Origin of the sequence: Streptomyces sp. NBC_00568 (assembly GCF_026341855.1) — a bacterium.
Lineage (GTDB): Bacteria > Actinomycetota > Actinomycetes > Streptomycetales > Streptomycetaceae > Streptomyces.
On the sequence record NZ_JAPENW010000001.1, the window covers coordinates 4,802,047 to 4,826,200 of the forward strand.

At 71.2% G+C, this 24,154-nt stretch carries 22 protein-coding genes; 7 read left to right on the top strand and 15 right to left on the bottom strand.

Annotated features, from left to right (window positions below; all coding sequences use genetic code 11):
- Nucleotides 1-3 precede the first annotated feature (3 nt).
- Entirely contained in the window at nt 4-2,466 is a 2,463-nt protein-coding gene (locus OOK38_RS20790; protein WP_266848660.1) for a glycoside hydrolase family 3 C-terminal domain-containing protein, read from the top strand.
- Nucleotides 2,467-2,577: 111 nt separating this feature from the next.
- Here OOK38_RS20790 and OOK38_RS20795 read toward each other — a convergent pair whose 3' ends face one another.
- Nucleotides 2,578-3,552, bottom strand: coding sequence for an aldose epimerase family protein (locus OOK38_RS20795; RefSeq protein ID WP_266758325.1), 975 nt, complete (start codon nt 3,550-3,552; stop codon nt 2,578-2,580).
- A gap of 10 nt (nt 3,553-3,562) precedes the next feature.
- Nucleotides 3,563-4,462 carry an SGNH/GDSL hydrolase family protein gene (locus OOK38_RS20800; RefSeq protein WP_266848662.1) on the bottom strand — a complete coding sequence of 300 codons (900 nt, stop codon included), beginning with the start codon at nt 4,460-4,462 and terminating at the stop codon, nt 3,563-3,565.
- A gap of 308 nt (nt 4,463-4,770) precedes the next feature.
- Here OOK38_RS20800 and OOK38_RS20805 point away from each other — a divergent pair, with 308 nt between their 5' ends.
- Nucleotides 4,771-5,265: a DUF3145 domain-containing protein gene (locus OOK38_RS20805; RefSeq protein WP_261702513.1), complete on the top strand. Its 495-nt coding sequence runs from the start codon at nt 4,771-4,773 to the stop codon at nt 5,263-5,265.
- Nucleotides 5,266-5,394: 129 nt separating this feature from the next.
- On the opposite strand, the gene fabF is transcribed toward OOK38_RS20805, so the two are convergent.
- From fabF to OOK38_RS20830, 5 genes are all read right to left on the bottom strand, one after another.
- Nucleotides 5,395-6,666: a beta-ketoacyl-ACP synthase II gene (gene fabF, locus OOK38_RS20810; RefSeq protein ID WP_266758319.1), complete on the bottom strand. Its 1,272-nt coding sequence runs from the start codon at nt 6,664-6,666 to the stop codon at nt 5,395-5,397.
- Between the two features lie 127 nt (nt 6,667-6,793).
- Nucleotides 6,794-7,042, bottom strand: a complete 249-nt coding sequence (locus tag OOK38_RS20815) for an acyl carrier protein (protein ID WP_028800941.1) — start codon at nt 7,040-7,042, stop codon at nt 6,794-6,796.
- A 75-nt stretch (nt 7,043-7,117) separates the two neighbouring features.
- Nucleotides 7,118-8,149 (bottom strand): ketoacyl-ACP synthase III, encoded by a 1,032-nt coding sequence (locus OOK38_RS20820; RefSeq protein WP_266758317.1) that lies wholly within the window; start codon nt 8,147-8,149, stop codon nt 7,118-7,120.
- Between the two features lie 13 nt (nt 8,150-8,162).
- Nucleotides 8,163-9,080, bottom strand: a complete 918-nt coding sequence (locus tag OOK38_RS20825) for an ACP S-malonyltransferase (protein WP_266758315.1) — start codon at nt 9,078-9,080, stop codon at nt 8,163-8,165.
- 89 nt (nt 9,081-9,169) lie between these two features.
- The gene (locus tag OOK38_RS20830; RefSeq protein WP_266758314.1) at nt 9,170-10,375 is read right to left on the bottom strand and encodes a CdaR family transcriptional regulator; all 1,206 of its coding nucleotides are present in this window, start codon (nt 10,373-10,375) and stop codon (nt 9,170-9,172) included.
- Between the two features lie 95 nt (nt 10,376-10,470).
- Between OOK38_RS20830 and OOK38_RS20835 the strand changes: the two genes are divergently transcribed.
- Nucleotides 10,471-11,127: a pirin family protein gene (locus OOK38_RS20835; protein WP_266849366.1), complete on the top strand. Its 657-nt coding sequence runs from the start codon at nt 10,471-10,473 to the stop codon at nt 11,125-11,127.
- A 26-nt stretch (nt 11,128-11,153) separates the two neighbouring features.
- Here OOK38_RS20835 and OOK38_RS20840 read toward each other — a convergent pair whose 3' ends face one another.
- Nucleotides 11,154-11,747 (bottom strand): TetR/AcrR family transcriptional regulator, encoded by a 594-nt coding sequence (locus OOK38_RS20840; protein ID WP_266848664.1) that lies wholly within the window; start codon nt 11,745-11,747, stop codon nt 11,154-11,156.
- Nucleotides 11,748-11,852: 105 nt separating this feature from the next.
- On the opposite strand from OOK38_RS20840, the gene OOK38_RS20845 reads away from it, so the two are divergent.
- Complete coding sequence (locus tag OOK38_RS20845) at nt 11,853-12,674, top strand: NAD(P)H-binding protein (RefSeq protein WP_266848666.1); 822 nt, start codon at nt 11,853-11,855, stop codon at nt 12,672-12,674.
- Nucleotides 12,675-12,701: 27 nt separating this feature from the next.
- On the opposite strand, the gene OOK38_RS20850 is transcribed toward OOK38_RS20845, so the two are convergent.
- Together OOK38_RS20850 and OOK38_RS20855 are read right to left on the bottom strand one after the other, a co-directional pair.
- Nucleotides 12,702-13,523, bottom strand: a complete 822-nt coding sequence (locus tag OOK38_RS20850; protein WP_266758309.1) for a serine hydrolase — start codon at nt 13,521-13,523, stop codon at nt 12,702-12,704.
- 19 nt (nt 13,524-13,542) lie between these two features.
- Nucleotides 13,543-14,013 (bottom strand): GNAT family N-acetyltransferase, encoded by a 471-nt coding sequence (locus OOK38_RS20855; protein ID WP_266758308.1) that lies wholly within the window; start codon nt 14,011-14,013, stop codon nt 13,543-13,545.
- A 96-nt stretch (nt 14,014-14,109) separates the two neighbouring features.
- Here OOK38_RS20855 and OOK38_RS20860 point away from each other — a divergent pair, with 96 nt between their 5' ends.
- On the top strand, nt 14,110-14,583 hold the full coding sequence (locus OOK38_RS20860; protein ID WP_266758306.1) for a MerR family transcriptional regulator: 474 nt from the start codon (nt 14,110-14,112) through the stop codon (nt 14,581-14,583).
- A 60-nt stretch (nt 14,584-14,643) separates the two neighbouring features.
- Here OOK38_RS20860 and OOK38_RS20865 read toward each other — a convergent pair whose 3' ends face one another.
- The 3 genes from OOK38_RS20865 to OOK38_RS20875 all read right to left on the bottom strand — a co-directional run bounded on the left by OOK38_RS20865 (nt 14,644) and on the right by OOK38_RS20875 (nt 17,807).
- The gene (locus OOK38_RS20865; RefSeq protein ID WP_266758304.1) at nt 14,644-15,498 is read right to left on the bottom strand and encodes a DUF4429 domain-containing protein; all 855 of its coding nucleotides are present in this window, start codon (nt 15,496-15,498) and stop codon (nt 14,644-14,646) included.
- A 75-nt stretch (nt 15,499-15,573) separates the two neighbouring features.
- Entirely contained in the window at nt 15,574-16,782 is a 1,209-nt protein-coding gene (locus OOK38_RS20870) for an alpha/beta hydrolase (RefSeq protein ID WP_266758302.1), read from the bottom strand.
- A 350-nt stretch (nt 16,783-17,132) separates the two neighbouring features.
- Nucleotides 17,133-17,807 (bottom strand): TetR/AcrR family transcriptional regulator, encoded by a 675-nt coding sequence (locus OOK38_RS20875; RefSeq protein WP_266758300.1) that lies wholly within the window; start codon nt 17,805-17,807, stop codon nt 17,133-17,135.
- A 120-nt stretch (nt 17,808-17,927) separates the two neighbouring features.
- Here OOK38_RS20875 and OOK38_RS20880 point away from each other — a divergent pair, with 120 nt between their 5' ends.
- Both OOK38_RS20880 and OOK38_RS20885 read left to right on the top strand, forming a co-directional pair.
- Complete coding sequence (locus OOK38_RS20880) at nt 17,928-19,550, top strand: MFS transporter (RefSeq protein WP_266758298.1); 1,623 nt, start codon at nt 17,928-17,930, stop codon at nt 19,548-19,550.
- 246 nt (nt 19,551-19,796) lie between these two features.
- Nucleotides 19,797-20,099 carry a small hydrophobic protein gene (locus tag OOK38_RS20885; RefSeq protein ID WP_266758296.1) on the top strand — a complete coding sequence of 101 codons (303 nt, stop codon included), beginning with the start codon at nt 19,797-19,799 and terminating at the stop codon, nt 20,097-20,099.
- Nucleotides 20,100-20,234: 135 nt separating this feature from the next.
- On the opposite strand, the gene OOK38_RS20890 is transcribed toward OOK38_RS20885, so the two are convergent.
- Together OOK38_RS20890 and aceE are read right to left on the bottom strand one after the other, a co-directional pair.
- Nucleotides 20,235-21,014 (bottom strand): potassium channel family protein, encoded by a 780-nt coding sequence (locus tag OOK38_RS20890; protein WP_266758295.1) that lies wholly within the window; start codon nt 21,012-21,014, stop codon nt 20,235-20,237.
- Between the two features lie 78 nt (nt 21,015-21,092).
- On the bottom strand, nt 21,093-23,840 hold the full coding sequence (gene aceE / locus OOK38_RS20895) for a pyruvate dehydrogenase (acetyl-transferring), homodimeric type (RefSeq protein ID WP_266848668.1): 2,748 nt from the start codon (nt 23,838-23,840) through the stop codon (nt 21,093-21,095).
- Between the last annotated feature and the right edge of the window lie 314 nt (nt 23,841-24,154).

The following is a 24,154-nucleotide window of genomic DNA, read 5'->3' on the forward strand; positions in this document are numbered from 1 at the left end:
GCCATGGCGGAGACTGCGGTGGAGACGGCGAAGGACCGGAACGGCACGGAGGCGGACGCGGCCCGCGAGGCCGTCGTCGAGGCGGCCCTCGGCAGGCTCGACCTGGACGCGAAGGCCCGGCTGTTGTCCGGCCGGAACATGTGGACGCTGCCCGCGCTCCCCGAGATCGGACTGGAGTCCCTCGTCATGTCCGACGGGCCCATCGGCGTCCGGGGCGTCCACTGGACCGCCGACGACCCCTCCGTCGCCCTCCCCTCGCCCACCGCGCTCGCCGCCACCTGGGACCCGGACCTGGCCCGCCGCGCGGGCACGCTGCTCGCCCAGGAGGCCCGCCGCAAGGGCGTCCACGTCCTGCTCGCCCCGACCGTCAATCTGCACCGCTCGCCGCTCGGCGGCCGCCACTTCGAGGCCTACAGCGAGGACCCGCTCCTGACCGGCGCGATCGGCAGTGGCTACGTCCGGGGCGTGCAGTCCGGCGGAGTCGGCACCACCGTCAAGCACTTCGTCGCCAACGACGCCGAGACCGACCGCTTCACGGTGAACAACCTCGTCTCCGAACGCGCGCTGCGCGAGCTCTACCTGGCCCCCTTCGAGACCATCGTCGAGAACGCCCACCCCTGGGGCATCATGACCGCCTACAACTCGGTCAACGGCACGACGATGTCCGAGCACCGCTATCTCGTGAACGAGATCCTGCGCGGCGAATGGGGCTTCGACGGCTTCAACGTCTCCGACTGGATGGCCGCCCGCTCGACCGGGGCCGCGATCGAGGGCGGCCTCGACGTCGCCATGCCCGGCCCGAGGACCGTCTACGGCGCACCGCTCGCCGCCGCCGTCCGCGCCGGCGAGGTGGCGGAGGCCACGGTGGACGCGGCCGTCCGCAACGTGCTCCGCCTCGCCGCCCGCGTCGGCGTCCTGGAGGGCGCCGAGCCGGTCGTGACCGAGCCGCCCCAAGCCGTGGACGGGGAGGCGCTGGCCCGCGAGATCGCCCGTCGCGGCTTCGTCCTCGTCCGCAACGAAGGCGCCCTGCCACTGGCCGAGGGGCACCGGGTGGCCCTCATCGGTGCCGCCGCCCGCGACGCCCGCGTCCTCGGCGGCGGTTCCGCCACCGTCTTCCCCGCCCGGATCGTCTCGCCCCTCGACGGACTCACCGCCGCCCTCCCCGAAGGCAGTCTCAGCTACGCCGTCGGCGCCGACCCGACGGTGGAACTCCCCGTCGCCGACAAGGGGTTCGAGCTGCGCGCGGTCTGCCGTGACGCGGCCGGCGAGATCATCGCCACCGCCTCCGCCCCGAACGGCCAGATCCAGTGGATGGGCGACGACCTGCCCGAGGGCGTCACCCCCGACACCCTCCACACCGTCGAGCTCACCGGCACCTTCACCCCGCGCGACAGCGGCCCGCACACCTTCGGGATCAAGGGCCTCGGCGCGTTCACCCTCACCGTCGACGGCACGACGTACTTCGACGACGTCCAGGGCGCCGCCAAGGACGACCCCTTCGTGACGTTCTTCGGCGCCCCGGTACCCCGCGGTCAGGCCGAACTCACCGCGGGCGAACCGGTCGAGGTCTCCCTCACCCACGTCGTCGCGTTCCCCGAGGGCGTCCCGATGAAGGTCGTCGGCTTCTCGCTCGCCCACCAGGAGCCGGTGCGCGACCCGGACGAGCTGATCGCCGAGGCGGTCGAGGCGGCCCGCGCCGCCGACACCGCCGTCGTCGTGGTCGCCACCACCGACCGCGTCGAGTCCGAGGGCTTCGACCGGGCGGACCTCCGGCTCCCGGGCCGGCAGGACGAGCTGGTGCACGCCGTCGCCGCCGCCAACCCGAACACCGTCGTGGTCGTCAACTCGGGCTCCCCGGTGGAACTCCCGTGGCGTGACGAGGTCGCCGCCGTGCTCCTCAGCTGGTTCCCCGGCCAGGAGGGCGGCGCCGCCCTCGCAGACGTCCTCACCGGTGCCCATGAGCCGGGCGGCCGCCTCCCCACCACCTGGGGCTCCCTCGCCGACGCCCCGGTCACCCAGGTACGCCCGGCCGACGGCGAACTCCCGTACACCGAGGACGTCTTCATCGGCTACCGCGCCTGGGAGAAGGAGGGCAGGACCCCCTCGTACGCCTTCGGCCACGGCCTCGGCTACACCGAGTGGACGTACGAGTCGATCGCGGTCGAGGGCCGCACCGTCACCGTCCGTGTCCGCAACTCCGGGGAGCGCGCCGGGCGTGAGGTCGTCCAGGTCTACCTCGCCCCGGCGGAACCCGACGCCGAGCGGCCCGTCCGCGCGCTCGCCGGTTTCGCGGGGGTCGAGGCCGGACCCGGCGACAGCGTCGAGGCCGTCGTGGAACTCCCGCGCCGCGCTTTCGAGGTCTGGGACACCGCCGCGGGCGCCTGGGCGTTTGTGAAGGGTTCGTACGAGATTCAGGCAGGCCGTTCCCTCACGGACCGCCGACTGAGCACGATCATCGAGGCGTGACCGGCGTACGCCCCTCGAGCAGCCCCGGTCCGGAACCTGACCTCCGGACCGGGGCTCGCCGCTCTCTCCTCCGCCCCGTGTCACGCGGAACGAGGACCGGCCGCCCAGCCCTCAGTCCCGCACGGAGAACCCGTACACCGTCTCCGACCTGAACACGTCGCCCGGCCGCAGTTCCGTGCTCGGGAACTCCGGCCGGTTGGGGGAGTCGGGGAAGTGCTGGGTCTCCAGCGCGATGCCGTCGTTGGGGGCGAAGGGGCCGCTCAGGTGATCGGCGGTGTAGAGCTGGAGGCCGGGTTCGGTGGTCGACACGGTCAGCACCCGCCCGGACGCCGGATCGTGCAGCTCGGCGACCTCCACGGGAGCGGCGGTGACCCCCTTGTCGAGCACGTAGTTGTGGTCGTATCCCGCGCCGGTCTTGCGGGGTTCCCGGAAGTCGAACCGCGTGCCCTCGACGGGGTCGATCTCCCCGGTCGGAATGAGGTCCGCGGCCACCCGCGTCAACCGCGAGGCGTCGAGGCGGAGTTCGTGCCCCAGCGCGCTGCCCGAGCCGCTCAGGTTCCAGTACGTGTGGTTCGTCAGGTTCAGGACGGTCGGCGCGTCGGTGACCGCCTCGTAGGCGATGTGCAGCGCACCCCGCTCGTCGAGCGTGTACGTCGCCGAGACCTCCAGGCGGCCAGGGAAGCCCTCCTCGCCGTCCGGGCTGACCCGGGAGAGCCGAACGCCGTGTCCGACCGGCTCGGCGTCCCACACGCGCTTGTCGAAGCCGCCGTCACCGCCGTGCAGCGAGTTGGACCCGTCGTTCGGGTCCAGGTGGTGGTCCGATCCGTCCAGCGAGAAGCGGGCGCCCCCGATCCGGTTCGCGTACCGCCCCACCAGCGCCCCGAGATACGGCCCCGGATGCGCCGTGTAGCCCGCCAGGTCGGGGAAGCCCAGCGTCACGTCCACGGCCCGCCCGTCCCGGTCCGGCACCTCGGCCGACTGCACGACCCCGCCGTACGTGAGCACGCGCACCCGGACCCCGGACCGCTCCAGCGTCCAGCGGTGGACCGGGGTGCCGTCGGAAAGTGTGCCGAAAAGTTCACTCATGAGGGAAACCCTAGGTCACCGGTTTGCGGGCGGTGACGGTCCGGTAGGCGATCTCCGCGAGTCGCGCCTGTCCGTTCTTGCTCGGATGGAACCAGTCCCAGTGGCTCAACTGGTCGGTCCCGAAGCGGTAGTCGAACACCGCGCCCCCGTCGAAGCGGCAGCGCCGGTCCTTGGCGCACACCTCTTGGAGCACCTGGTTGTACGCCTCCACCCGGTCCTGCACCTTTCCGCGCCGCAGTGTCGCCGCCGAGTCCAGCGAGTCCGCGTCGCCGAGCATCGAGGGGCAGATGCCCAGCTTCCAGACCTGCTTGCCGAGCGGATTGCCGCGCCCCTCGGACCACAGCCGCTTCAGATCCGGAACGCTCGACACGTACACCTGGGCCTTGGGCAGAGTGCCGCGCAGGGTGTCCATCGCGTCCTGGAAGGCGGTACGGAAGTCGGCGACGGAGGTCATCGCCGATGTGGAGGAGCGGCAGGCGTCGTTGGCGCCCGCCATCACCGTGACCAGCTCCGGCTTCCGGGTCGCGGCCTGCGCCATCTGACCGGGCAGGTCGGCCATCCGGGCACCGGTCACCGCGTAGTTCCAACTGCGATCGGCCGCCCCGGTCGTGCCGAGCAGGCGTACGGCGAGACTGTTGACCTGCGGATCGCTGCCGGTCGCCCACGACACCTCGGGGCAGTCGGACAGCACGCTGCACGCGTCGAAGCCGCGGGTGATGGAGTCTCCGACCGCGGCCATGGACTCCGGACTGCGGTCCCAGACCGGCGCGGGTTTCGGGGACGGCCGCGCTCCCGTGCCGCTCGGCGCGGAGGAATTGCCACCGGTGGCGTCGCACGCGGCGATGGCCAGAAGAGCCGTCGCCGCCGAGAAGGCGAGGACGGCCCGTGAACGGTGGCTGCGATTCCGCATCCCCTGGTCCCCTCGTTCGTTGTACAGGGTTGGTCGGCACCCGTTCCGCACGGTCGGTCGCACCACGTCGTACACGGTCGGTCGCACCGCGTTTCCCTGGGCGGCCGTCTCTGCCCGGGGGACGACCCCGGCCCCCCGGCAAGGGGGTCCGGACGCGTCCCGCCGGGTGAAACCTCGGAGGTTCACGGCGCTTGGACCGACGGTACGTCACACTCCTTGCGCCGCCGCACGGTAGCCTCGCCCCGTGGCCGCCCTGCCACTGCCGTTCCGCTAAGTTACAAGATGTCTCGCTCTGTCCGGAGGCCCCAGTGACGACACGTGGAGTTCTCTACGTGCACTCCGCGCCCCGCGCGTTGTGCCCGCACGTCGAGTGGGCGGTCGCGGGGGTGCTCGGCACGCGCGTCAACCTCGACTGGATCCGGCAGCCCGCCGCGCCGGGCACCTGGAGATCCGAGTTCTCCTGGAAGGGCGAGGTCGGCACCGCCTCCAAGCTCGCCTCCGCGCTGCGCGGCTGGCACCTGCTGCGCTTCGAGGTCACCGCCGAGCCCTGCCCCACCGCCGAGGGCGAGCGCTACAGCTGCACCCCCGAGCTCGGCATCTTCCACGCGGTCACCGGCATCCACGGCGACATCCTCATCCCCGAGGACCGCCTGCGCGCCGCGCTCCTGCGCTCCCAGCGCGGCGAGAGCGACCTGGAGGCCGACCTCGCCAAGCTTCTCGGCAAGCCCTGGGACGACGAACTGGAGCCCTTCCGCTACGCGGGCGAGGGCGCCCCGGTCCGCTGGCTGCACCAGGTGGTGTGACCCGTACGGACAAGCACCCCGCGGGGGAGCGGTCCGCGGAAGGCACCCGACCGACGACGAACGGCGTGTGGCCCGCACCCCCGGCAAGGGGATGCGGGCCACACGCCGTTCAGCGGAGAGAACCCGGCGTCAGACGGTACGGAACGCCAGGACCACGTTGTGCCCACCGAAGCCGAACGAGTCGTTCAGCGCGGCGATCCGGCCCTCGACGGGCAGCTTGCGCGCCTCGCCGCGGACGATGTCGGCGGCGGCCTCGGCCTCGGGGTCGAGGTTCTCGACGTTGATGGTCGGCGGCGCGACCCGGTGGTACAGGGCGAGCACGGCCGCGACCGACTCGACGCCGCCGGCGCCACCGAGGAGGTGACCGGTCATCGACTTGGTGGCGGAGACCGCGAAGTGGTCGGCCTCGTCGCCGAACACCTTGCGCAGCGCCTTCAGCTCGGCCACGTCACCGGCCGGCGTCGAGGTGGCGTGCGCGTTCACGTGCACGATCTCGGCGGGGTCCAGGTCGGTGTTGTCGAGCAGGTTCTGCAGGGCGTGCGAGATGCCGCGGCCCTCGGGCTCCGGCTGCACGATGTCGTGCGCGTCGGCCGAGATGCCCTGGCCGACCGCCTCGGCGTACACCCGGGCACCGCGCTTGGCGGCGTGCTCGGCGGACTCCAGGACGAGGACGCCGGCGCCCTCGCCGAGGACGAAGCCGTCACGGGCGACGTCGTAGGGGCGCGAGGCACCCTGCGGGTCGTCGTTGTTCTTGGACATCGCCATCATGTTGCCGAACGCGGCGATGGGAAGGGGGTGGATGGCCGCCTCGGTGCCACCGGCGACGACGACGTCGGCGCGGCCCGTGCGGATCATCTCGATGGCGTAGCCGATGGCCTCGGCGCCGGAGGCGCAGGCCGAGACCGGGGTGTGCACACCGGCGCGGGCGCCCACGGCGAGCCCCACGTTGGCGGACGGACCGTTCGGCATCAGCATCGGAACGGTGTGCGGGGAGACGCGGCGTACGCCCTTCTCCTTCAGCACGTCGTACTGGTCGAGCAGGGTCGTTACGCCACCGATGCCGGAGGCGATGACAGCGCCCAGCCGGTCGGGGTCGACGCTCGGGTCCTCGCCCGCCTTGTCGGTGAAACCGGCGTTCGCCCAGGCCTCCTTGGCCGCGATCAGCGCGAACTGCGCCGAGCGGTCCAGGCGGCGGGCCTGCGGGCGGGGAATGACCTCGCTCGGCTCCACGGCGATCTGCGCCGCGATACGGACCGCCTGGTCGGCGGCCCAGTCCTGCTCCAGGGGGCGTACACCGGAACGTCCGGCGATCAGGCCCTCCCAGGTAGAGGCTGCGTCGCCACCCAGCGGTGTGGTTGCGCCGATACCGGTGACGACCACGGTGCGATTGGTCGGGCTCACGGGAATTCTTTCTCCAACGGATACGAGGATTCAGCGGCGCCACCGCCGGGTGGCGGGGCATCAGTCCGGGCGAACCAGGGCACGGGGCCCGGGCGAACCCGGGCGGTCGGCCCAGGTGACCGGAAGATCAGGCCTGGTGCTTGAGGATGTAGTCGGTCGCGTCGCCGACGGTCTTGAGGTTCTTGACGTCGTCGTCCGGGATCTTGACGTCGAAGCGCTCTTCGGCGGCGACGACGACCTCGACCATGGACAGCGAGTCGACGTCCAGGTCGTCGGTGAAGGACTTGTCCAGCTGGACGTCCTCGGTGGGGATCCCGGCGATCTCGTTGACGATCTCGGCGAGACCTTCGACGATCTCTTCCTGAGTGGCGGCCATGTCAGGCGCTCCTTCGGTGTGTTTCCAGAGGGGTGGCGGTTTTCCGTACGGACCGGGTGATCCGGTACGGAGTGCCTAGGGGAGGGTAACGACCGTCGCGGCGTACACGAGACCCGCCCCGAAGCCGATGACGAGCGCGGTGTCGCCGCTCTTCGCCGCACCGGTCGCCAGGAGCCGCTCCATTGCGAGCGGGATCGAGGCGGCCGAGGTGTTGCCGGTGGTGCGCACGTCACGCGCGACCGTGACGTGTCCCGGCAGTTTCAGCGTCTTCACCATCGAGTCGATGATCCGCTCGTTGGCCTGGTGGGGAATGAAGACATCCAGGTCGTCCGAGCTGATCCCGGCCGCGTCCAGCGCCTGCTGGGCGACCTTCGCCATCTCGAACACGGCCCAGCGGAACACCGCCTGGCCCTCCTGCGTGATGGCAGGGAACTTGATCTCGCCCTTGGAGTCGAGCGGGAGCTGGGAGACGTCGCCGATCCTGAAGCGGTCCCACGGCACGGTCTGCTTGATCGTGCCGGCCTTGTCGCCCTCGCTGCCCCAGACGGTGGGGCCGATGTGCGGCTCCTCGGAGGGACCCACGACGACCGCGCCCGCGCCGTCGCCGAAGAGGAAGGCCGTCGCGCGGTCCTCCAGGTCGGTGAGGTCGGACAGCCGCTCCACGCCGATGACGAGGACGTACTCGGCCGAACCCTCGACGATCATGCCCTTGGCGAGGGTCAGGCCGTAGCCGAAGCCCGCGCAGCCGGCCGAGATGTCGAAGGCCGCGGCCTTGTTCGTGCCGAGCTTGTCGGCGATCTCGGTGGCGATGGCCGGGGTCTGGCTGAAGTGCGACACGGTGGAGACCACCACGGCGCCGATCTGGTCGGCGTTGATCCCGGCGTCGGCGATGGCCTTGCCGGACGCCTCGATCGACATCGCGGCGACGGTCTCCTCGTCGGAGGCCCAGTGCCGCGTCTCGATGCCGGAGCGCGAGCGGATCCACTCGTCGGACGAGTCGATCGTCTCCAGGATCACTTCGTTGGGCACCACCCGGACGGGACGGTAGCCGCCGACGCCGAGGATGCGCGCGTAGGGGGCGCCCTTGGGTGCCTTGATCTTCGACATGCTCTCGGGCTCCTTAGGCCGCGCTGTGCTCGGCGATGAGCTCGCGAGCCGCGTCGAGGTCGTCGGGTGTCTTCAGGGCCAGCGTCGTGACGCCGGGCAGCGCGCGCTTGGCCAGACCGGTCAGCGTGCCGCCGGGGCACACCTCGATCAGCGCGGTGGCGCCGAGCTCCTTGAAGGTCTCCATGCACAGGTCCCAGCGGACCGGGTTGGCGACCTGGCCGACCAGGCGCGAGACGACCTCGGCACCGGAGCCGACGGCCTGACCGTCGCGGTTCGAGACGTAGGTGATCCGCGGGTCGGCCGGGCTCAGGTCCTCGGCGGCCTTCGCCAGCGCCTCGACCGCGGGGGCCATGTGGACGGTGTGGAACGCGCCCGCCACCTTCAGGGCCACGACGCGCCGGACGCCCTCGGGCTTGTCCGCCTCCAGGGCGGCCAGCTGCTCCAGCGTGCCGGCGGCCACGATCTGGCCCGCGCCGTTCACGTTGGCCGGGGTCAGTCCCAGTTTCTCCAGGTGCGCGACCGTCGTGTCGGGGTCTCCGCCGAGCAGCGCCGACATACCGGTCTGCGTGATGGCGGCGGCCTCGGCCATCGCCAGGCCGCGCTTGCGTACGAGGGTCAGCGCGGCGGTGTCGTCGAGCACGCCCGCGAACGCCGCGGCGGTGATCTCGCCGACGCTGTGGCCGGCGACGGCACCGGGGGTCACGTCACCGAGTGCCGCGGCGGACAGGAGACCGGCGGCGACCAGGAGCGGCTGGGCGACAGCCGTGTCGCGGATCGCGTCCGCGTCGGCCTGCGTGCCGTAGTGGGCAAGGTCCAGCCCGATGGCGTCCGACCACGCGGCGAGGCGTTCGGCGGCGCCGGGGAGGTCGAGCCAAGGAGTCAGGAAGCCGGGCGTCTGAGCGCCCTGGCCGGGAGCGACGAGTACGAGCACTCTCACACTCTCTCTTGTGGACGGCCACGGCCGCCCGTGGGGACAGGGACGAAGAACACGAGGGGGAATTGTAGGTCCCCGACAAAAGCCTAGGTTTGGGGATCTCCATCGGCCAGACGCCCCAGGATGAGCGCGATCCGCAGCGTGAACGCGGATCGTACATCCGAGGGCGACCAGCCGGTGACGTCAGTCACACGTCGGAGCCGGTAGCGCACGGTGTTGGGATGGACGAAGAGCATCCGGGCGGCGCCTTCGAGGCTGCTCGCCTGCTCCAGATAGACGCTGAGCGTCTCCAGCAGCGCGGAGCCGGCTTCCTCCAGCGGTCTGTAGATCTCCTCCACCAACTGCTCGCGGGCGGACGGGTCTCCGGCGATCGCGCGCTCCGGCAGCAGATCGTCCGCCAGGACCGGGCGCGGGGCGTCCTGCCAGGCGAAACATGCCTTCAGCCCGGCCGCCGCGGCCTGCGCGGACCGGGTCGCGGCGAGCAGATCGGGCACGATCGGCCCGGCGACGACGGATCCGGCGGCGTACGGACCGATCAGTGACTTGGCGACGGCGAGCGGGTTGTCGCTGCCGCCCGCGATGACGACCAGCCGGTCCCCGAGCACCCCCGTCAGCACCTGCAGCTTGGCGTGCCGGGCGGCCCGGCGGATCGCCTCGACCGTCAGTTCGCTGTCACCGTCGGGTGCCGTGCCCAGCACCACGCAGACATGTTCGGGCGAGTTCCAGCCGAGCGCGGCGGCCCGGGAGACGGCGCCCTCGTCGGCCTCGCCGGAGAGCACCGCGTTCACGACGAGCGATTCGAGCCGGGCGTCCCAGGCACCGCGTGCCTCCGCCGCCTGCGCGTACACCTGGGCGGTGGCGAAGGCGATCTCGCGGGCGTAGACCAGGAGCGCCTCGCGCAGCACGGACTCGTCGCCGGGAGCCGCCACCTCGTCGATGGCCGATTCCATGACCTCGATTGTGGTCCGCACCATCTCCACCGTCTGGCGCAGCGTGATGGCCCTGGTCAGCTCGCGTGGCGCGGTGCCGAAGACATCGGTGGAGATGGCCTGCGGCGCGTCCGGGTGCCGGAACCACTCGGTGAAGGCGGCGATACCGGCCTGGGCGACCAGGCCGATCCACGACCGGTTCTCCGGCGGCATGGCCCGGTACCACGGCAGCGTCTCGTCCATCCGCGTGATGGCCTGGGCGGCGAGACTGCCGGCCGACTTCTCCAGCCGCTTGAGGGTCGCGGAGTGCGTGTGGACGTCGTGCGCTGGGCGCTCGGTGTTGCTGGATTCGGGTTCGGGCACGGGACAAGACTGCCTTATCAGGACGGAGCCGTGCGGCGCCGGGTCGCAAGTATGGGCGGGGCGGTCGCCGGGCCGGGGCTACCGTGGTGGATGTGATGGACGTCCGCCGCGCCGACGAGCGCTACCGCGGAGGGGACCCGGCGGCCGGGATCTCCTCGCTCCACGCCTTTTCCTTCGGCCCGCACTACGACCCCGACAATCTCCGCTTCGGCGCGGTGATCGCCTGCAACGAGGAGCGGCTCGCCCCCGGCGCCGGCTTCGACGAGCACCCGCACAGCCACACCGAGATCGTCACCTGGGTGGTGGAAGGGGAGCTGACCCATCGCGACTCGGCCGGACACGAGTCGGTGCTGCGGCACGGCGATGTCCAGCGGCTGAGCTCCGCGGGCGGCGTCCGGCACGCCGAGCGCAACGACGGCGAGCTGCCGCTGGTCTTCGTCCAGATGTGGCTGGCACCGCTGGAACCGGGCGGCGACCCCGCGTACGAGACCGTCCACGGCATCGCCGACTCCACCCCGTACGCCGTTCCCGAGGCGGGTGCCATGCTCCATGTGCGCCGGCTGACGGCGGGCGAGCGCACGGCCGTCCCCGACGCGCCCTTCGTCTACGTCCATGTCGTGCGCGGTGAGGTCCGCCTGGACGGCGAGGAGCTGGGGGAGGGCGACGCGGCCCGCATCACGGACGCCAAGGACCTGGAAGTGGTCGCGGGCGCTCCCGCCGAGCTGCTCGTGTGGGAGATGGCGGTCGGCTGACACCGGGATGCCGTTCGGACCACCGCCTACGCCGACGCGTCGAGCTCGCGGATCAGCCGCTCTCCCTCGCGGGTCATGATCTCCGGGTCGCGCAGGGCGTGGGAGAGCAGGGACATGCCCTGGTAGGCGCCGACCAGCGCCAGGGCGCGGCCCCCGGGGTCGATGGCACCGATCTCCCTGTACTGCGCTTCGACCCAGTCGAGGAGCTGGCGGACGACCTGTCCCGCCGTGAGGTCGAGGCCGCCCTCCTCCCGCTTGCCGAGCTCCGCCGCGAGGGTGCCGGTGGGGCAGCCGTAGCGCGCCGCGGTGTCCCGCCCGGAGACCCATGCCTCGATGAGCCCCTTGAGGCGGGCCCGCGGGTCGGGGAGCCGGTCGAGTGCGTCGGTGAGTTCCCGGAGCCGGCCGGAGTGCTCGGCGAGGGCGGCCTCGACCAGCTCGTCCTTGGTCTTGAAGTAGTAGTACACGTTGCCCGCCGGGACCTCGGCGGCGTGGGCGATGTCGGCGATCGTCGTGCGTTCCACGCCCTGCTCGTGCAGCACCCGGGCCGCGGCCGCCGTCAGCTGCCGCCGCTTGCCGGCCGCTCGGGCCCGCGGTCCCCGGGACTTCTCTGAGTCAGTCACCCGACTGACTATAGACAGCCCGCGCCCCGCCTTGCTAGCGTCCTGCCATCGAAGTAAGTCAGCTGACTGACTAACTTGTCGTCGAAATCAGTCGAGGAGATCCCCATGTACGTGGTGACGGGTGCGACCGGGAACGTCGGACGCGCGCTGGTGCGGACGCTCACCGGAGGCGGACTGCCGGTGACGGCGGTGGCCCGGAGGATCACCGGGGCCGATGTGCCCGAAGGCGTCCGGGCCGTCGCCGCCGACCTGGCCGAACCGGACGGGCTCGGGCCCGCGTTCGAGGGCGCCGAGACACTGTTCCTGCTGGTCGCGGGCGAGGACCCGCGGGGAATCCTGGAGGCGGCGAAGACCGCCGGGATCCGCCGGGTGGTGCTGCTGTCCTCACAGGGCGCGGGAACCCGCCCCGAGGCCTACGGGCACCCGGTCCGCTTCGAGACGGCCGTACGGGAGTCCGGACTGGACTGGACGATCCTGAGGTCGGGCGGAATGGCCGCCAACGCCTTCGCGTGGGCCGAGTCGATCCGCGCCCGGCGCGAGGCCGCCGCGCCGTTCGGTGACGTCGGCCTGCCCTTCGTCGATCCCGAGGACGTCGCGGCCGTCGCGGCGGCCGCCCTGCGCGAGGAAACGCACGCCGGGGCCACCTACACCCTGACCGGTCCCGCGCCGACCACCCCGCGCGAACGGGCCGCGGCGATCGCTGCCGCCCTGGGCGAGCCGGTGCGCTTCACCGAGCAGACCCGCGAGGAGGCGCGCGCCCTGATGGCGCGCTTCATGCCGCCGCCCGTGGTCGAGGGCACCCTCGCGGTCCTGGGCGAGCCGACCGAGGAGGAGCGGCGGGTCAGCCCCGACGTGGAGCGCGTCCTCGGACGGGCACCGGGCACCTTCGCGGCCTGGGCGCGGCGCAACGCGGCGGCGTTCCGCTGAGTGCCCGGGAAGCGCCGCCGGCCGTCGTCAGGAGGTGAGGTCGGCCAGGACCGCGTCGGTGAAGGGGGTCCACGCCTCGATGGCCCAGGGGCCGAAGGCCCGGTCGGTCAGCGCGACACAGGCGGCGCCCACGACCGGGTCGACCCACAGGAACGTACCGGACTGCCCGAAGTGGCCGAAGGTCCGCGGGGAGGACGAACCGCCGGTCCAGTGGGGGGACTTGGAGTCGCGGATCTCGAAGCCGAGTCCCCAGTCGTTGGGGTTCTGGTGGCCGTACCCCGGCAGGACGCCCTTGGTCCCGGGGTACTGGACGGTCATCGCCTCCGCGACGGTACGCGGGTCGAGCAGCCGTGGCGCCTGGAGCTCGGCGGCGAACCGCACGAGGTCCTCGACCGTCGAGATGCCGTCCCTCGCGGGCGAGCCGTCCAGCGTCGTCGCGGTCATGCCGAGCGGTTCGAGGACCGCCTGGCGCAGATACTCCGCGAAGGGCATGTCCGCCGCCTTGGCGATGTGGTCCCCGAGCACCTCGAAGCCGGCGTTGGAGTACAGCCGCCGCTCCCCGGGCGTGAAGGTCGCCCGGTGCTCGTCGAAGGCCAGACCGGAGGTGTGCGCGAGCAGATGACGGACCGTCGAACCGGTGGGCCCGGCCGGTTCGTCGAGCTCGATCGCCCCCTCCTCGTACGCGACGAGCGCGGCGTACGCGGTGATCGGCTTGGTGACGGAGGCGAGCGCGAATCGGTGCTGCCCCGGCCCGTGCGAGCCGGCCACCGTGCCGTCCGCGCGGACGACCGCGGCGGCGGCGGTGGGAACGGGCCAGTTCGAGATCAGCGCCAGGCTCTGCAAGGACATGCTGTCGAGCCTAGATGCCTCACAGGCTCAGCCGCATCGAGGGGTCCGGCTTGCGGACGAACCCGAGGGCCGCGTAGAGCGGCTCGGCCTCGGCGGACGCGTTGAGGTCGACGTGGGCGACACCCCGCTCGCGGAACCAGTCGAGCAGGGTCTCCATGCAGGCGCGGGCGTATCCGCGGCGCCGGGCGTCCGGATCGGTGGCGACGCTGAACACGTGTCCGACCGCGCCGTGCGGGTTGTCCGCCCGGCCGATCCGGTACTCGATCGTCCCGGCGACCAGGGCCGCGAGAGCCTCCGGGCGGTCCGGATGGTCGACCACGAAGGCCACGAAGGACCCCTCGGCGTCGGCGAGCTTCCCCCGCACGGTGGGCAGCGACGCGGCGTGCCACTCGGCGGAGCCGCCGCCGTCGAAGAGCGAGTCGATCATGACCTGGCGCAGGCGCAGCACTTCCCCGGCGTCCTCGGGCGTGGCACGGCGTACGAGACTCATGATCCGCACGGTAGCCACCGCATCCCGGCCACGTCCTCGCATTTTCGACGGATTCCGCTTGCTTGGAGTGCACTCGAAGGTTTTAGCGTGGGGGCCATGACGGTGATGGAGACCACAGCCGAGGCCACCGGGACCGGGGCCGACACCTGCGCCGGTCCTCCCGAGAGGGAGCGGCGCCCTGACGGCCGGGACAACTACACGATCAGCGAGGTCGTCGCCTTCACCGGCCTCAGCGCGCACACCCTGCGCTGGTACGAGCGCATCGGGCTGATGCCGCACATCGACCGCTCGCACACCGGCCAGCGCCGCTACAGCAACCGCGACCTGGACTGGCTCGGCCTCGTCGGCAAGCTCCGGCTCACCGGGATGCCCGTCGCCGACATGGTGCGCTACGCGGAGATGGTGCGCGCGGGCGACCACACCTACATGGAGCGCTACGAACTCCTGGAGGAGACCCGCCGGGACGTCAAGGCCCGGATCGCGGAGCTCCAGGACACGCTCGCCGTGCTCGACCGGAAGATCAGCTTCTACGGGGACGCGGGGCGCGCCCTCGCCTCGGAGAGGTCCTGACGAGGGACGACGGGATCGCGGACCGGGACGGGCGGCGCCCGGGCCGCGCCGTCCCCGCGGCTACAGCTGGGCCAGCAGCTCCGCCTTCTTGACGGAGAACTCCTCGTCCGTGACGAGCCCCGCCTCGTGCAGTTCCCCGAGATGCCGGATCCGGTCGGCGATGTCGGCCGGGTCCCGGCGCGGCGCCGAGGACGCGGCCGAGGGCGCGGGACCGGCGGAGCGCGTGGCGGCGAGGACGGCCGCCGCGAACGGCAGCGACTCGTGGACGGGCCCGTACCCGAGCCCGAAGACGACCGCCGCCGGATCCTGGTCCGCCTGGGCGGGCTGGGCCGGCGCGGGGTCCCGCCGCAGCAGTCGCAGATGGCCCTCGAACACCTCCGGTGAGCGCCACTCGACCCCGCACAGCGCGGAGACCGGGAAGGTCTGGTCGCCGGCCTTCCACTTCGCCGAGGACGCGCCCGTCCAGAACCACCGGAAGGACACCGCCTTGCCGTCGAAGGTGGCCTTCCCGTCGTACGCCTTGAAGTGCAGGGGCGCCTCGGGGGGTCTCACGAGATAGCGCTCGGCGGGCTCGTCGTCCGCGGCGAGCTGTCCGCGCAGTTCGTCCGCGTAGTACTCGGCGAGCGTCTCGCGCTCGGCGGGCAGCACCAGACGGTAGGGGTCGCACCCTTCCTTGAGCTGTCCCGCGGCCGCCTCCATCAGCGGATCGGCGCCGGGCCTCGGCACCGCACGCAGAACGACCGTGCCTCGCTTCCCGGGCGTCAGCGTCACCGCCGCGATCGCCTCCAGGGGGATGCGGCGTTCGCCGAGCGCCTGGAACAGCTTCGGCGTACGGATCCCCCGTTCGAAGCGGATGAGCACGGAGTCGGACTCGAACTCCCAGGCGGCATGAAATCCGGCCAGTACGTCACCCATGCGGGCCATCGTATGCGGCACGCAAGCCTCCGTCGCCTCTCCGGGCGGACCGCAGTTTTTCGTCCTCTACGCGCGTCAGACCGACGCGCCGGCGGACAAACCCGTCCGGCACGCGTCATCGTCGTGCGCGCACTGGACCGCGCGGTACGCGCCAATGCCGATCTCCGCGAAGTTGCGGAGACTGTCCGTACCCGGCTCGAAGTAGCCGGCGTGCCCCTTCGCCCCGTCGGCGGACAGGACGCGCGCCCCGAACCCCTTCGACACCGGGTCCGCTCCGTGCCCGAGGCCGCCGACCTCCATGTACGGCACGTCCTTGATCCAGTCGTCCGCGTCGCGCATCGCCCAGACCCGGGCGGTGGTGTGCAGGTTCGCCGCCTTCCCCGTCCGCATGCCGGGGCTGCCCGCCACGGCTATGTCGGAGACCCGGGAGGGCAGCGAGCGGGCGGCCACACCGCACAGGACCGAGCCGTAGCTGTGGCAGTACAGCGCCACCTCCGTGGTCCCCGGCAGCGCCCGCACCAGCGCGTTCAGCCGTACCGCGCCGTCCTCGGCGCGCATGGCGGTGGCCGCGTCGATGCCCAGACCGCTGGGCGCCGTGTAGTCGGCCCACGCGATCACGGCCGTGCGCGCACCAGGGTCGGCCGCGCGCTCCGCCCGGTACAGCGAACTCGCCATGCCGACGGGCGCCGAGTACTTCTTGTACGTGCGCTGGAAGGTGAGCAGATCGGTGTCGACGCCGGGCACCACGACCGAGACGCGGTCCGCCTTGTCGAGGTTGCCGAAGACCTCGGCGACCCGCCCCGAGCCGTTGGGGTCGAAGGCGAGGATCTTGCGGCTCTTGTGCAGCAGTGCCTCGTAGCGGTGCATCCGGCGTCCCGCGTCGTGCTGGCCGAGCGAGGAGAGCCGGTTGTCGTGCATGCGCTTGTGCTCGACCTTGCGCTCGTGCTTCAGCGCGAGACGGTTCGCCTCGTAACGCAAGGTCACCGGCGCCCCGTTCATGTTGCCGACCGCGAGCGGGTAGCGGTGGGCGAGCCGGGCGAGCTGCTGGGCGTCGAGCGTGGTGAAGAAGCGGGCCAGCCGGTCCGGAGCGGAGTCCGGGTCCGGGAGACGCTGTCCGGCGATACTGCCGTGCTCCCACGCGGAGCGGGACGCCTGGAGCGGAGAAGCCGCTCGGTGACTGTGGAGTGCGGTCCAGCCACTGGTGGCCAGCATCACGAACACCACGGCCAGCGCGAGCAGTGCGCGCCAGACGTTGAGTTGGGGGGTTGTGTCGAAGGAAGTCACTGAGAGGACACCCTAGGAGAAGTGAGGAGCCTCCCGTTAAACGAGTGACTGGGATCACGTTTCTCATGGGGCGATTGGGGCAAACCGGGTTCAGTTTGAGATAAATAGTGACGCTCTGTACGTGGATCTCTGCGACGCGTGTGCGATATGTGCCGCTCGGCGTGGGGGTGTTGTGTGGTTGCGGGGATTCCGCGGAGATCTCGTGCGCACGTCATCCGTACAACGTGCGCGAGTGCGTACCGGGTTCCGCGCGCGGACGCCCGCGGGTGTCGCGCGAGGCCGGTGAAGGGCGCCGTGCCGGCGGTCGCCGTCCGGCCCGCGCCGCGACGGCGACGGAGCGTCACCGGGTGTCACCGCGGCGCGGTGCCCCACTTCTCCGCCAACGCGGGCCCCACATGGTCGAGATAGGTGGCGGTCAGCTCACGGATCGCCTCCACGCTGGTGTCCTCGCCGGCGCCCCACAGGCGGCCCGTCACCCGCATCACCCCGCCGAACACGGCGACCGCGATGCGCGGGCGCGGGTCCGCGTCCACATCGAGGCCCTCACGCTCCGCGATCAGCCGGGCGATCTCCTCCTCGATCTCCTCCGAGCGGCGCAGGTGCACGGCAAGCAGCGCGGGTGTCGACTCGATCAACTGGTAGGTGCGCATGTGCAGTTCGATCGGCACGACGGCCTCGATCGCCTCGCCGATGGTGTCCCAGCTCTCCAGGACCGCCCGGCGCAGGGCCTCCAAGGGGGCTTCGTGGGGCGGCCTTTCGCGTACCGCGGCGACGAAGTGCGACTCGGTGAGCCGCTGCAGGAAGAGGGCCGCGTCCTCCTTGCCCGCGAAGTAGCGGAAGAAGGTGCGCTGGGAGACGTCGACCGCGTCGGCGATCTCGTCGACGGTGGTCCGCTCGTACCCCTGGGTGGTGAACAGCTCGAGGGCGGCCCGCAGCAGCGCGTCCCGGGTGCGCTGCTTCTTGCGCTCGCGCAGCCCGGGGGGTGGCGCCGCCGTCTCCGCCGCCGTGCCGACCGTGTCCGTCATGGTGTCGCTCCCCTCCTCTCCGAACTGTTCGCCCAGTTCAGCCTATCTGTGAGTAACGTGACAGTTACCGACTTGTGATTTGGTTTGTCAATTGTCAGTGGCTGTCACTAGCCTCGAAAAATGACTAGTCAGACCACCATCGACAAGACGGGCCCGGGGGACAAGACTCCGGTCTCCCCGTTGGACCGGGCCCCGTCCACGGGCCTGCGCGGCCATCCGTGGTTCACCCTCATCACCGTGGCCGTCGGGGTCATGATGGTGGCCCTGGACGGCACCATCGTGGCCATCGCCAACCCCGCCATCCAGCAGGACCTCGGCGCCAGTTTCGCCGACGTCCAGTGGATCACCAACGGCTACTTCCTCGCCCTCGCGGTCACCCTGATCACCGCCGGCAAGCTCGGTGACCGGTTCGGCCACCGGCAGACCTTCCTCATCGGCGTCGTCGGCTTCGCCGCCGCCTCGGGCGCCATCGGGCTCTCCCACAGCATCGCCTTCGTCGTCACCTTCCGCGTCTTCCAGGGCCTGTTCGGCGCCCTGCTGATGCCGGCCGCGCTCGGTCTGCTCCGCGCCACCTTCCCGGCCGAGAAGCTGAACATGGCGATCGGCATCTGGGGCATGGTCATCGGCGCCTCCACCGCCGGCGGCCCGATCCTCGGCGGTCTGCTCGTCCAGCACGTCAGCTGGCAGTCGGTGTTCTTCATCAACGTGCCCGTCGGCGTCATCGCGCTGGTCCTCGGCGTGCTGATCCTCACCGACCACCGCGCCGCGAACGCCCCGCGTTCCTTCGACCTCCTCGGCATCGCGCTGCTCTCCGGCGCCATGTTCTGCCTGGTCTGGGCGCTCATCAAGGCCCCGGCCTGGGGCTGGGGCTCCGTCCAGACCTGGTCCTTCCTGGGCGCCTCGATCCTCGGCTTCGCGCTCTTCGCCCTCTGGGAGAAGCGCGTCAAGGAGCCGCTGATCCCGCTCGCGCTGTTCCGCTCGGTGCCGCTGTCGGCCGGTGTGGTCCTGATGGTCCTGATGGCCATCGCCTTCCTCGGCGGACTGTTCTTCGTCACCTTCTACCTGCAGACCGTGCACGGTATGAAGCCGGTCGAGGCCGGCCTGCACCTGCTGCCGCTGACCGGAATGATGATCGTGGGCTCGCCGCTGGCCGGTTTCCTGATCACGAAGACGGGCCCGCGCATCCCGCTGGCGGGCGGCATGGCGCTCACCGCGATCTCCATGTACGGCATGTCCACGCTGGCCACGGACACGAGCAGCCTGGTCATGTCGATCTGGTTCGCGGGCCTCGGCCTCGGCCTCGCGCCGGTCATGGTCGGAGCCACCGAGGTCATCGTCGGCAACGCCCCGATGGAGCTCTCCGGTGTCGCCGGTGGTCTCCAGCAGGCCGCCATGCAGATCGGCGGCAGCCTCGGCACCGCCGTCCTGGGCGCCGTCATGGCCTCCAAGGTCGACGGCGACCTCGCGGGCAACTGGGCCGACGCCAAGCTGCCGCCGCTCACCCCGGCCCAGCTGGACCAGGCCTCCGAGGCGGTCCGGGTCGGCATCGCGCCGGTCACCAAGGACACTCCGCCGGAGATCGCCGCGCGGATCACCGACGTCGCCCACAACACCTTCATCTCCGGCATGAGCCTCGCCTGCCTCGTCGCCGCGGGAGTCGCCGTCGTGGCCGTTTTCGTCGCGCTGCTCACCAAGCGGGGCGAGAACGCGGAGGCCGCGGGAGCGGGCGCCGGACACATCTGACGGACCCGCCGGCCCGGACTTTCCCTGGAGAGTTTTCGCCCATCGGAGTGATCGGGCCGGGGATTCCCCCGTTCGGACGCGCCGCAGGTCGCAGGGGGTCACGTCCTCCGTAAGGCCTGGAGGGTGACCGGTTCTGCGGCGCGCCGCCGGAGGGGGACCGCGCGTGCGCAGGCCTGGCGGCGTGGAACGGGGGTACCCGACTCATCGACCCGAACCGACCGCGAGGTCACGGGAGTTCAGGAGTTGATGATGGCGGGCTTCGGAAACGGTACGCGCAGGCACCCCCGTTCACGTGGCCGTACAGGCGCACGGACCGGGCCGGACCGCGCGACCCTGGGGATCGTCGGCGTCGTGTGCGCGGTGGCCGGCTTCTTCACGCTGGGCATCGTCCTCGGGCCGGCCGCGATGGTCTGCGGCTGGCTCGCGATGGGCCGCCGCTGGACCGGCTCAGGTCCGGTGCCGGCCCTGATAGCCCTGGTGCTGGGAGCGATCGACACGCTCCTGGCGGTCATCTGGCTGGCAGGAGGCGCGGGCAACGGCCTGCTCTGACACCGGCCGAGCGAGCGGCTGTCACGATCCGTGGGCCCGCGCGCCGCCCCGAGCGGCGCGCGGGCCCACTGGTCCGTACGGGGGCGTTCCACCGTCCCCTGGTCCCTGGTCCCAGGTCCATGTGTCCCCCGGGATCTACGTGGGGGAGTGTTCCTCCGTCCCCGCCGACAGCGGATGCGGCAGCATTCCCGGGCCGCCCGTCAGAGCGGCGACCTCCGCCCGCAGTGCCCGCACCTCCTCCGCGAGCGCCTCGATCGCCGCGGTCTGCCGCCGCTCCTCCACGTCGTCCTTCTCGAACCGGGAGATGAACCAGGCGGCGATGTTCGCGGTGACCACACCCAGCAGGGCGATCCCCGAGAGCATCAGGCCGACCGCCAGCACGCGGCCCATCCCCGTGGTCGGGGCGTGATCGCCGTACCCCACGGTCGTCATCGTCGTGAACGACCACCACACCGCGTCACCCAGCGTCTTGATGTTCCCGTTCGGTGAGTCCCGTTCCACCGACAGCACGGCGAGCGAGCCGAACATCAGCAGGCCGATGACCGCGCCCCCGACGTAGGTCGTCAGCCGGATCTGCGAGGCCATCCGAGCGCGCCGCCCCACCAGCATCAGCGTGGAGACCAGCCGCAGCAGCCGCAGCGGCTGAAGGATCGGCAGGATGACGGCGCACAGGTCCAGCCAGTGTGTGCGGACGAAGTCCCGCCGCTGCCGGGCGAGAGTGAGCCGGACGAGGTAGTCGGCGGCGAAGGCCCCCCACACCACCCACTCGACGACCGTGCAGACGCCCGCCACCGAACGGCCGGCGCCGCTGTCCACGATCGGCACGGCGTACGCGAGGGCGAACGCCACCGCGAGGACGAGCAGGGGCCGCTGGGTGCGCCGTTCCCAGCGATCCTGTGCCGATTCTTCCTTCATGCCCGCATCGTAGGAAGAAAAGGGAGGAGCGGGGGCGGCGGGCCCGTGCCCGCCGCCCCCGCTCCTCCGTACCGACGGCTACGCGTCGCCGCCCGCCGCGCCCGGGTCGGCCGCCGTCACGTCGAGCAGCTGATAGCGGTCGACCGCCTGCTTCAGCACCGACCGGTCCACCTTGCCCTCACGGGCCAGCTCGGTCAGCACGGCGACCACGATCGACTCCGCGTCGATGTGGAAGAAACGCCTGGCCGCGCCCCGCGTGTCCGCGAAGCCGAAGCCGTCCGCGCCGAGGGACTGATAGGTGCCGGGCACCCACCGGGCGATCTGGTCGGGAACCGATCGCATCCAGTCGGAGACCGCCACGAACGGGCCCTGGGCGGCGGAGAGCTTCCGCGTCACGTACGGGACGCGCTGCTCCTCCTCGGGATGCAGCAGATTGTGCCGCTCCACGTCGACGGCCTCGCGCCGCAGCTCGTTCCAGGACGTCGCCGACCAGACGTCCGCCCTGACGTTCCACTCCTCGGAGAGGATCCGCTGCGCCTCGACGGCCCAGGGGACGGCGACACCGGAGGCCATGATCTGCGCGGGGATCGTGCCCGAGGTGCCCTCGCTGAAGCGGTACAGGCCCTTCAGGATGCCCTCGGCGTCCACGTTCTCCGGCTCGGCCGGGTGCTGGAGCGGCTCGTTGTAGACGGTGAGGTAGTAGAAGACGTCCTCGCCGTGCGGGTGCTCCTCGGACGAGCCGTACATGCGGCGCAGACCGTCCTGGACGATGTGCGCGATCTCGAAGCCGAACGCCGGGTCGTAGGCGACACAGCCCGGGTTGGTCGAGGCGAGCAGCTGCGAGTGGCCGTCCGCGTGCTGGAGGCCCTCACCGGTCAGCGTGGTACGTCCGGCGGTCGCGCCCAGCACGAAACCGCGCGCCAGCTGGTCGGCCATCTGCCAGAACTGGTCACCCGTTCGCTGGAAACCGAACATCGAGTAGAAGACGTAGACCGGGATGAGCGGCTCGCCATGGGTGGCGTACGCCGAACCCGCCGCGATCAGCGAGGCCGTGCAGCCCGCCTCCGAGATGCCGTCGTGCAGCATCTGGCCGGTCGGCGACTCCTTGTAGGCGAGGAGCAGTTCGCGGTCCACCGACTCGTACTGCTGGCCGAGCGGGTTGTAGATCTTCGCACTCGGGAAGAACGAGTCCATGCCGAAGGTGCGGTACTCGTCGGGCGCGATCAGCACGAACCGCTTGCCGATCTCCTTGTCCCGCATGAGGTCCTTGAGCAGTCGCACAAAGGCCATGGTCGTGGCGATGGACTGCTGACCCGAGCCCTTCTTCACACTCGCGTACGTCTTGTCCTCGGGCAGGACCAGCGGCTTCGACCGCACGACGCGCGTCGGGACGTACCCGCCGAGCCCCTTGCGGCGGTCGTGCATGTACTGGATCTCCTCCGAGTTCCGGCCCGGGTGGTAGTACGGCGGCGCGCCGTCCTCCAGCTCCTTGTCGGTGATCGGCAGGTGCAGCCGGTCGCGGAAGCCCTTGAGGTCGGCGACCGTCAGCTTCTTCATCTGGTGCGTGGCGTTGCGGCCCTCGAAGTTCGGGCCGAGCGTCCAGCCCTTGACCGTCTGCGCCAGGATCACCGTCGGCTGGCCCTTGTGCTCCTTGGCCGCCGAGAACGCCGCGTAGATCTTCTTGTGGTCGTGGCCGCCGCGCCCGAGGTGCAGGATCTGGTCGTCGGTCATGCCCTCGACCATCGCGCGCAGCCGGTGGTCGTCGCCGAAGAAGTGCTGGCGGATGTACGCGCCCGTCTCTGTGGCGTACGTCTGGAACTGGCCGTCCGGCGTGGTGTTCAGGCGGTTGACCAGCACCCCGTCGCGGTCCTGCGCGAGCAGCGGGTCCCAGGTGCGGTCCCAGACCAGCTTGATGACGTTCCAGCCGGCGCCCCGGAACTGCGACTCCAGCTCCTGGATGATCTTGCCGTTGCCGCGCACCGGGCCGTCGAGGCGCTGGAGGTTGCAGTTCACGACGAAGGTCAGGTTGTCCAGGCCCTCGCGCGCGGCGATCGACAACTGGCCGAGCGACTCCGGTTCGTCCATCTCGCCGTCACCGAGGAACGCCCAGACGTGGGACTTGGAGGTGTCCGCGATGCCGCGCGCCTCCATGTAGCGGTTCATGCGCGCCTGGAAGATCGCGCCGAGCGGGCCGAGGCCCATCGACACCGTCGGGAACTCCCAGAAGTCCGGCATCAGCCGGGGGTGCGGGTACGAGGACAGGCCGTAGGGCGCCTTCGACTTCTCCTGCCGGAACGCGTCGAGCTGCTGCTCGGAGAGCCGGTCGAGGAGGAACGCGCGGGCGTAGATGCCCGGCGAGGCGTGCCCCTGGAAGAAGATCTGGTCGCCGCCGTCGCCCTCGTCCTTGCCGCGGAAGAAGTGGTTGAAGCCGACGTCGTAGAGCGAGGCGGAGGAGGCGAAGGTCGCGATGTGGCCGCCGACGCCGATGCCGGGACGCTGCGCCCTGGAGACCATCACGGCCGCGTTCCAGCGGGTCGCGTTGAGGACCTTGCGCTCGATCTCCTCGTTGCCCGGGAAGAACGGCTCGTCCCTGGTCGCGATCGTGTTGACGTAGTCCGTGCTGCGCATCTCGGGCACGGCCACGCGCTTCTCGCGTGCCCGCTCGATCAGCCGCAGCATCAGGTAGCGGGCCCGCTCACGGCCGCGCTCGTCGACGGCGGCGTCGAGGGAGTCGAGCCACTCCTGAGTCTCCTCAGGATCGAAGTCCGGGACCTGGCTGGGAAGGCCGCCAATGATGATCGGGTTGCGATCGGATCCGGAAGCCACGCTGTTCCTTCGCTGTCAGAGGGCTGTCTACGGTGGGTTTTCCCTGTATCTGCACCGTTCCCCATCGTGTACCTCGGGAACGCGTACGTCATCTCTACTAAGGGGTAACCGAGACGTTCGTACAGACCGTTGGGACGGGCCCGACCAAAACGCAACGATACGCTCAGTACGTGACGCGTTCCGCAAAGCCGTTCGGCTCTCGTACGGTCCAAGGGTTCCGAAGCCCATAAAAGGGGCAGAAGGGTGTGGTGCCCGTCACGTGGCGTCATGATGGCCCGCCGGGAGTTGCGTCGGCACTGCCAGGATCGTCACCG

Bases quoted from the DNA above. Each gene is read 5' to 3' on its own strand.
- OOK38_RS20850 (WP_266758309.1), bottom strand. From the start codon at position 13,523: ATGTCCTTGCAGAGCCTGGCGCTGATCTCGAACTGGCCCGTTCCCACC.
- OOK38_RS20885 (WP_266758296.1), top strand. From the start codon at position 19,797: ATGATGGCGGGCTTCGGAAACGGTACGCGCAGGCACCCCCGTTCACGT.
- OOK38_RS20855 (WP_266758308.1), bottom strand. From the start codon at position 14,013: ATGAGTCTCGTACGCCGTGCCACGCCCGAGGACGCCGGGGAAGTGCTG.
- OOK38_RS20875 (WP_266758300.1), bottom strand. From the start codon at position 17,807: ATGACGGACACGGTCGGCACGGCGGCGGAGACGGCGGCGCCACCCCCC.
- OOK38_RS20865 (WP_266758304.1), bottom strand. From the start codon at position 15,498: ATGGGTGACGTACTGGCCGGATTTCATGCCGCCTGGGAGTTCGAGTCC.
- OOK38_RS20815 (WP_028800941.1), bottom strand. From the start codon at position 7,042: ATGGCCGCCACTCAGGAAGAGATCGTCGAAGGTCTCGCCGAGATCGTC.
- OOK38_RS20820 (WP_266758317.1), bottom strand. From the start codon at position 8,149: ATGTCGAAGATCAAGGCACCCAAGGGCGCCCCCTACGCGCGCATCCTC.
- OOK38_RS20795 (WP_266758325.1), bottom strand. From the start codon at position 3,552: ATGAGTGAACTTTTCGGCACACTTTCCGACGGCACCCCGGTCCACCGC.
- OOK38_RS20860 (WP_266758306.1), top strand. From the start codon at position 14,110: ATGACGGTGATGGAGACCACAGCCGAGGCCACCGGGACCGGGGCCGAC.
- OOK38_RS20835 (WP_266849366.1), top strand. From the start codon at position 10,471: ATGGACGTCCGCCGCGCCGACGAGCGCTACCGCGGAGGGGACCCGGCG.
- OOK38_RS20845 (WP_266848666.1), top strand. From the start codon at position 11,853: ATGTACGTGGTGACGGGTGCGACCGGGAACGTCGGACGCGCGCTGGTG.
- OOK38_RS20800 (WP_266848662.1), bottom strand. From the start codon at position 4,462: ATGCGGAATCGCAGCCACCGTTCACGGGCCGTCCTCGCCTTCTCGGCG.
- OOK38_RS20890 (WP_266758295.1), bottom strand. From the start codon at position 21,014: ATGAAGGAAGAATCGGCACAGGATCGCTGGGAACGGCGCACCCAGCGG.
- OOK38_RS20790 (WP_266848660.1), top strand. From the start codon at position 4: ATGGCGGAGACTGCGGTGGAGACGGCGAAGGACCGGAACGGCACGGAG.
- OOK38_RS20880 (WP_266758298.1), top strand. From the start codon at position 17,928: ATGACTAGTCAGACCACCATCGACAAGACGGGCCCGGGGGACAAGACT.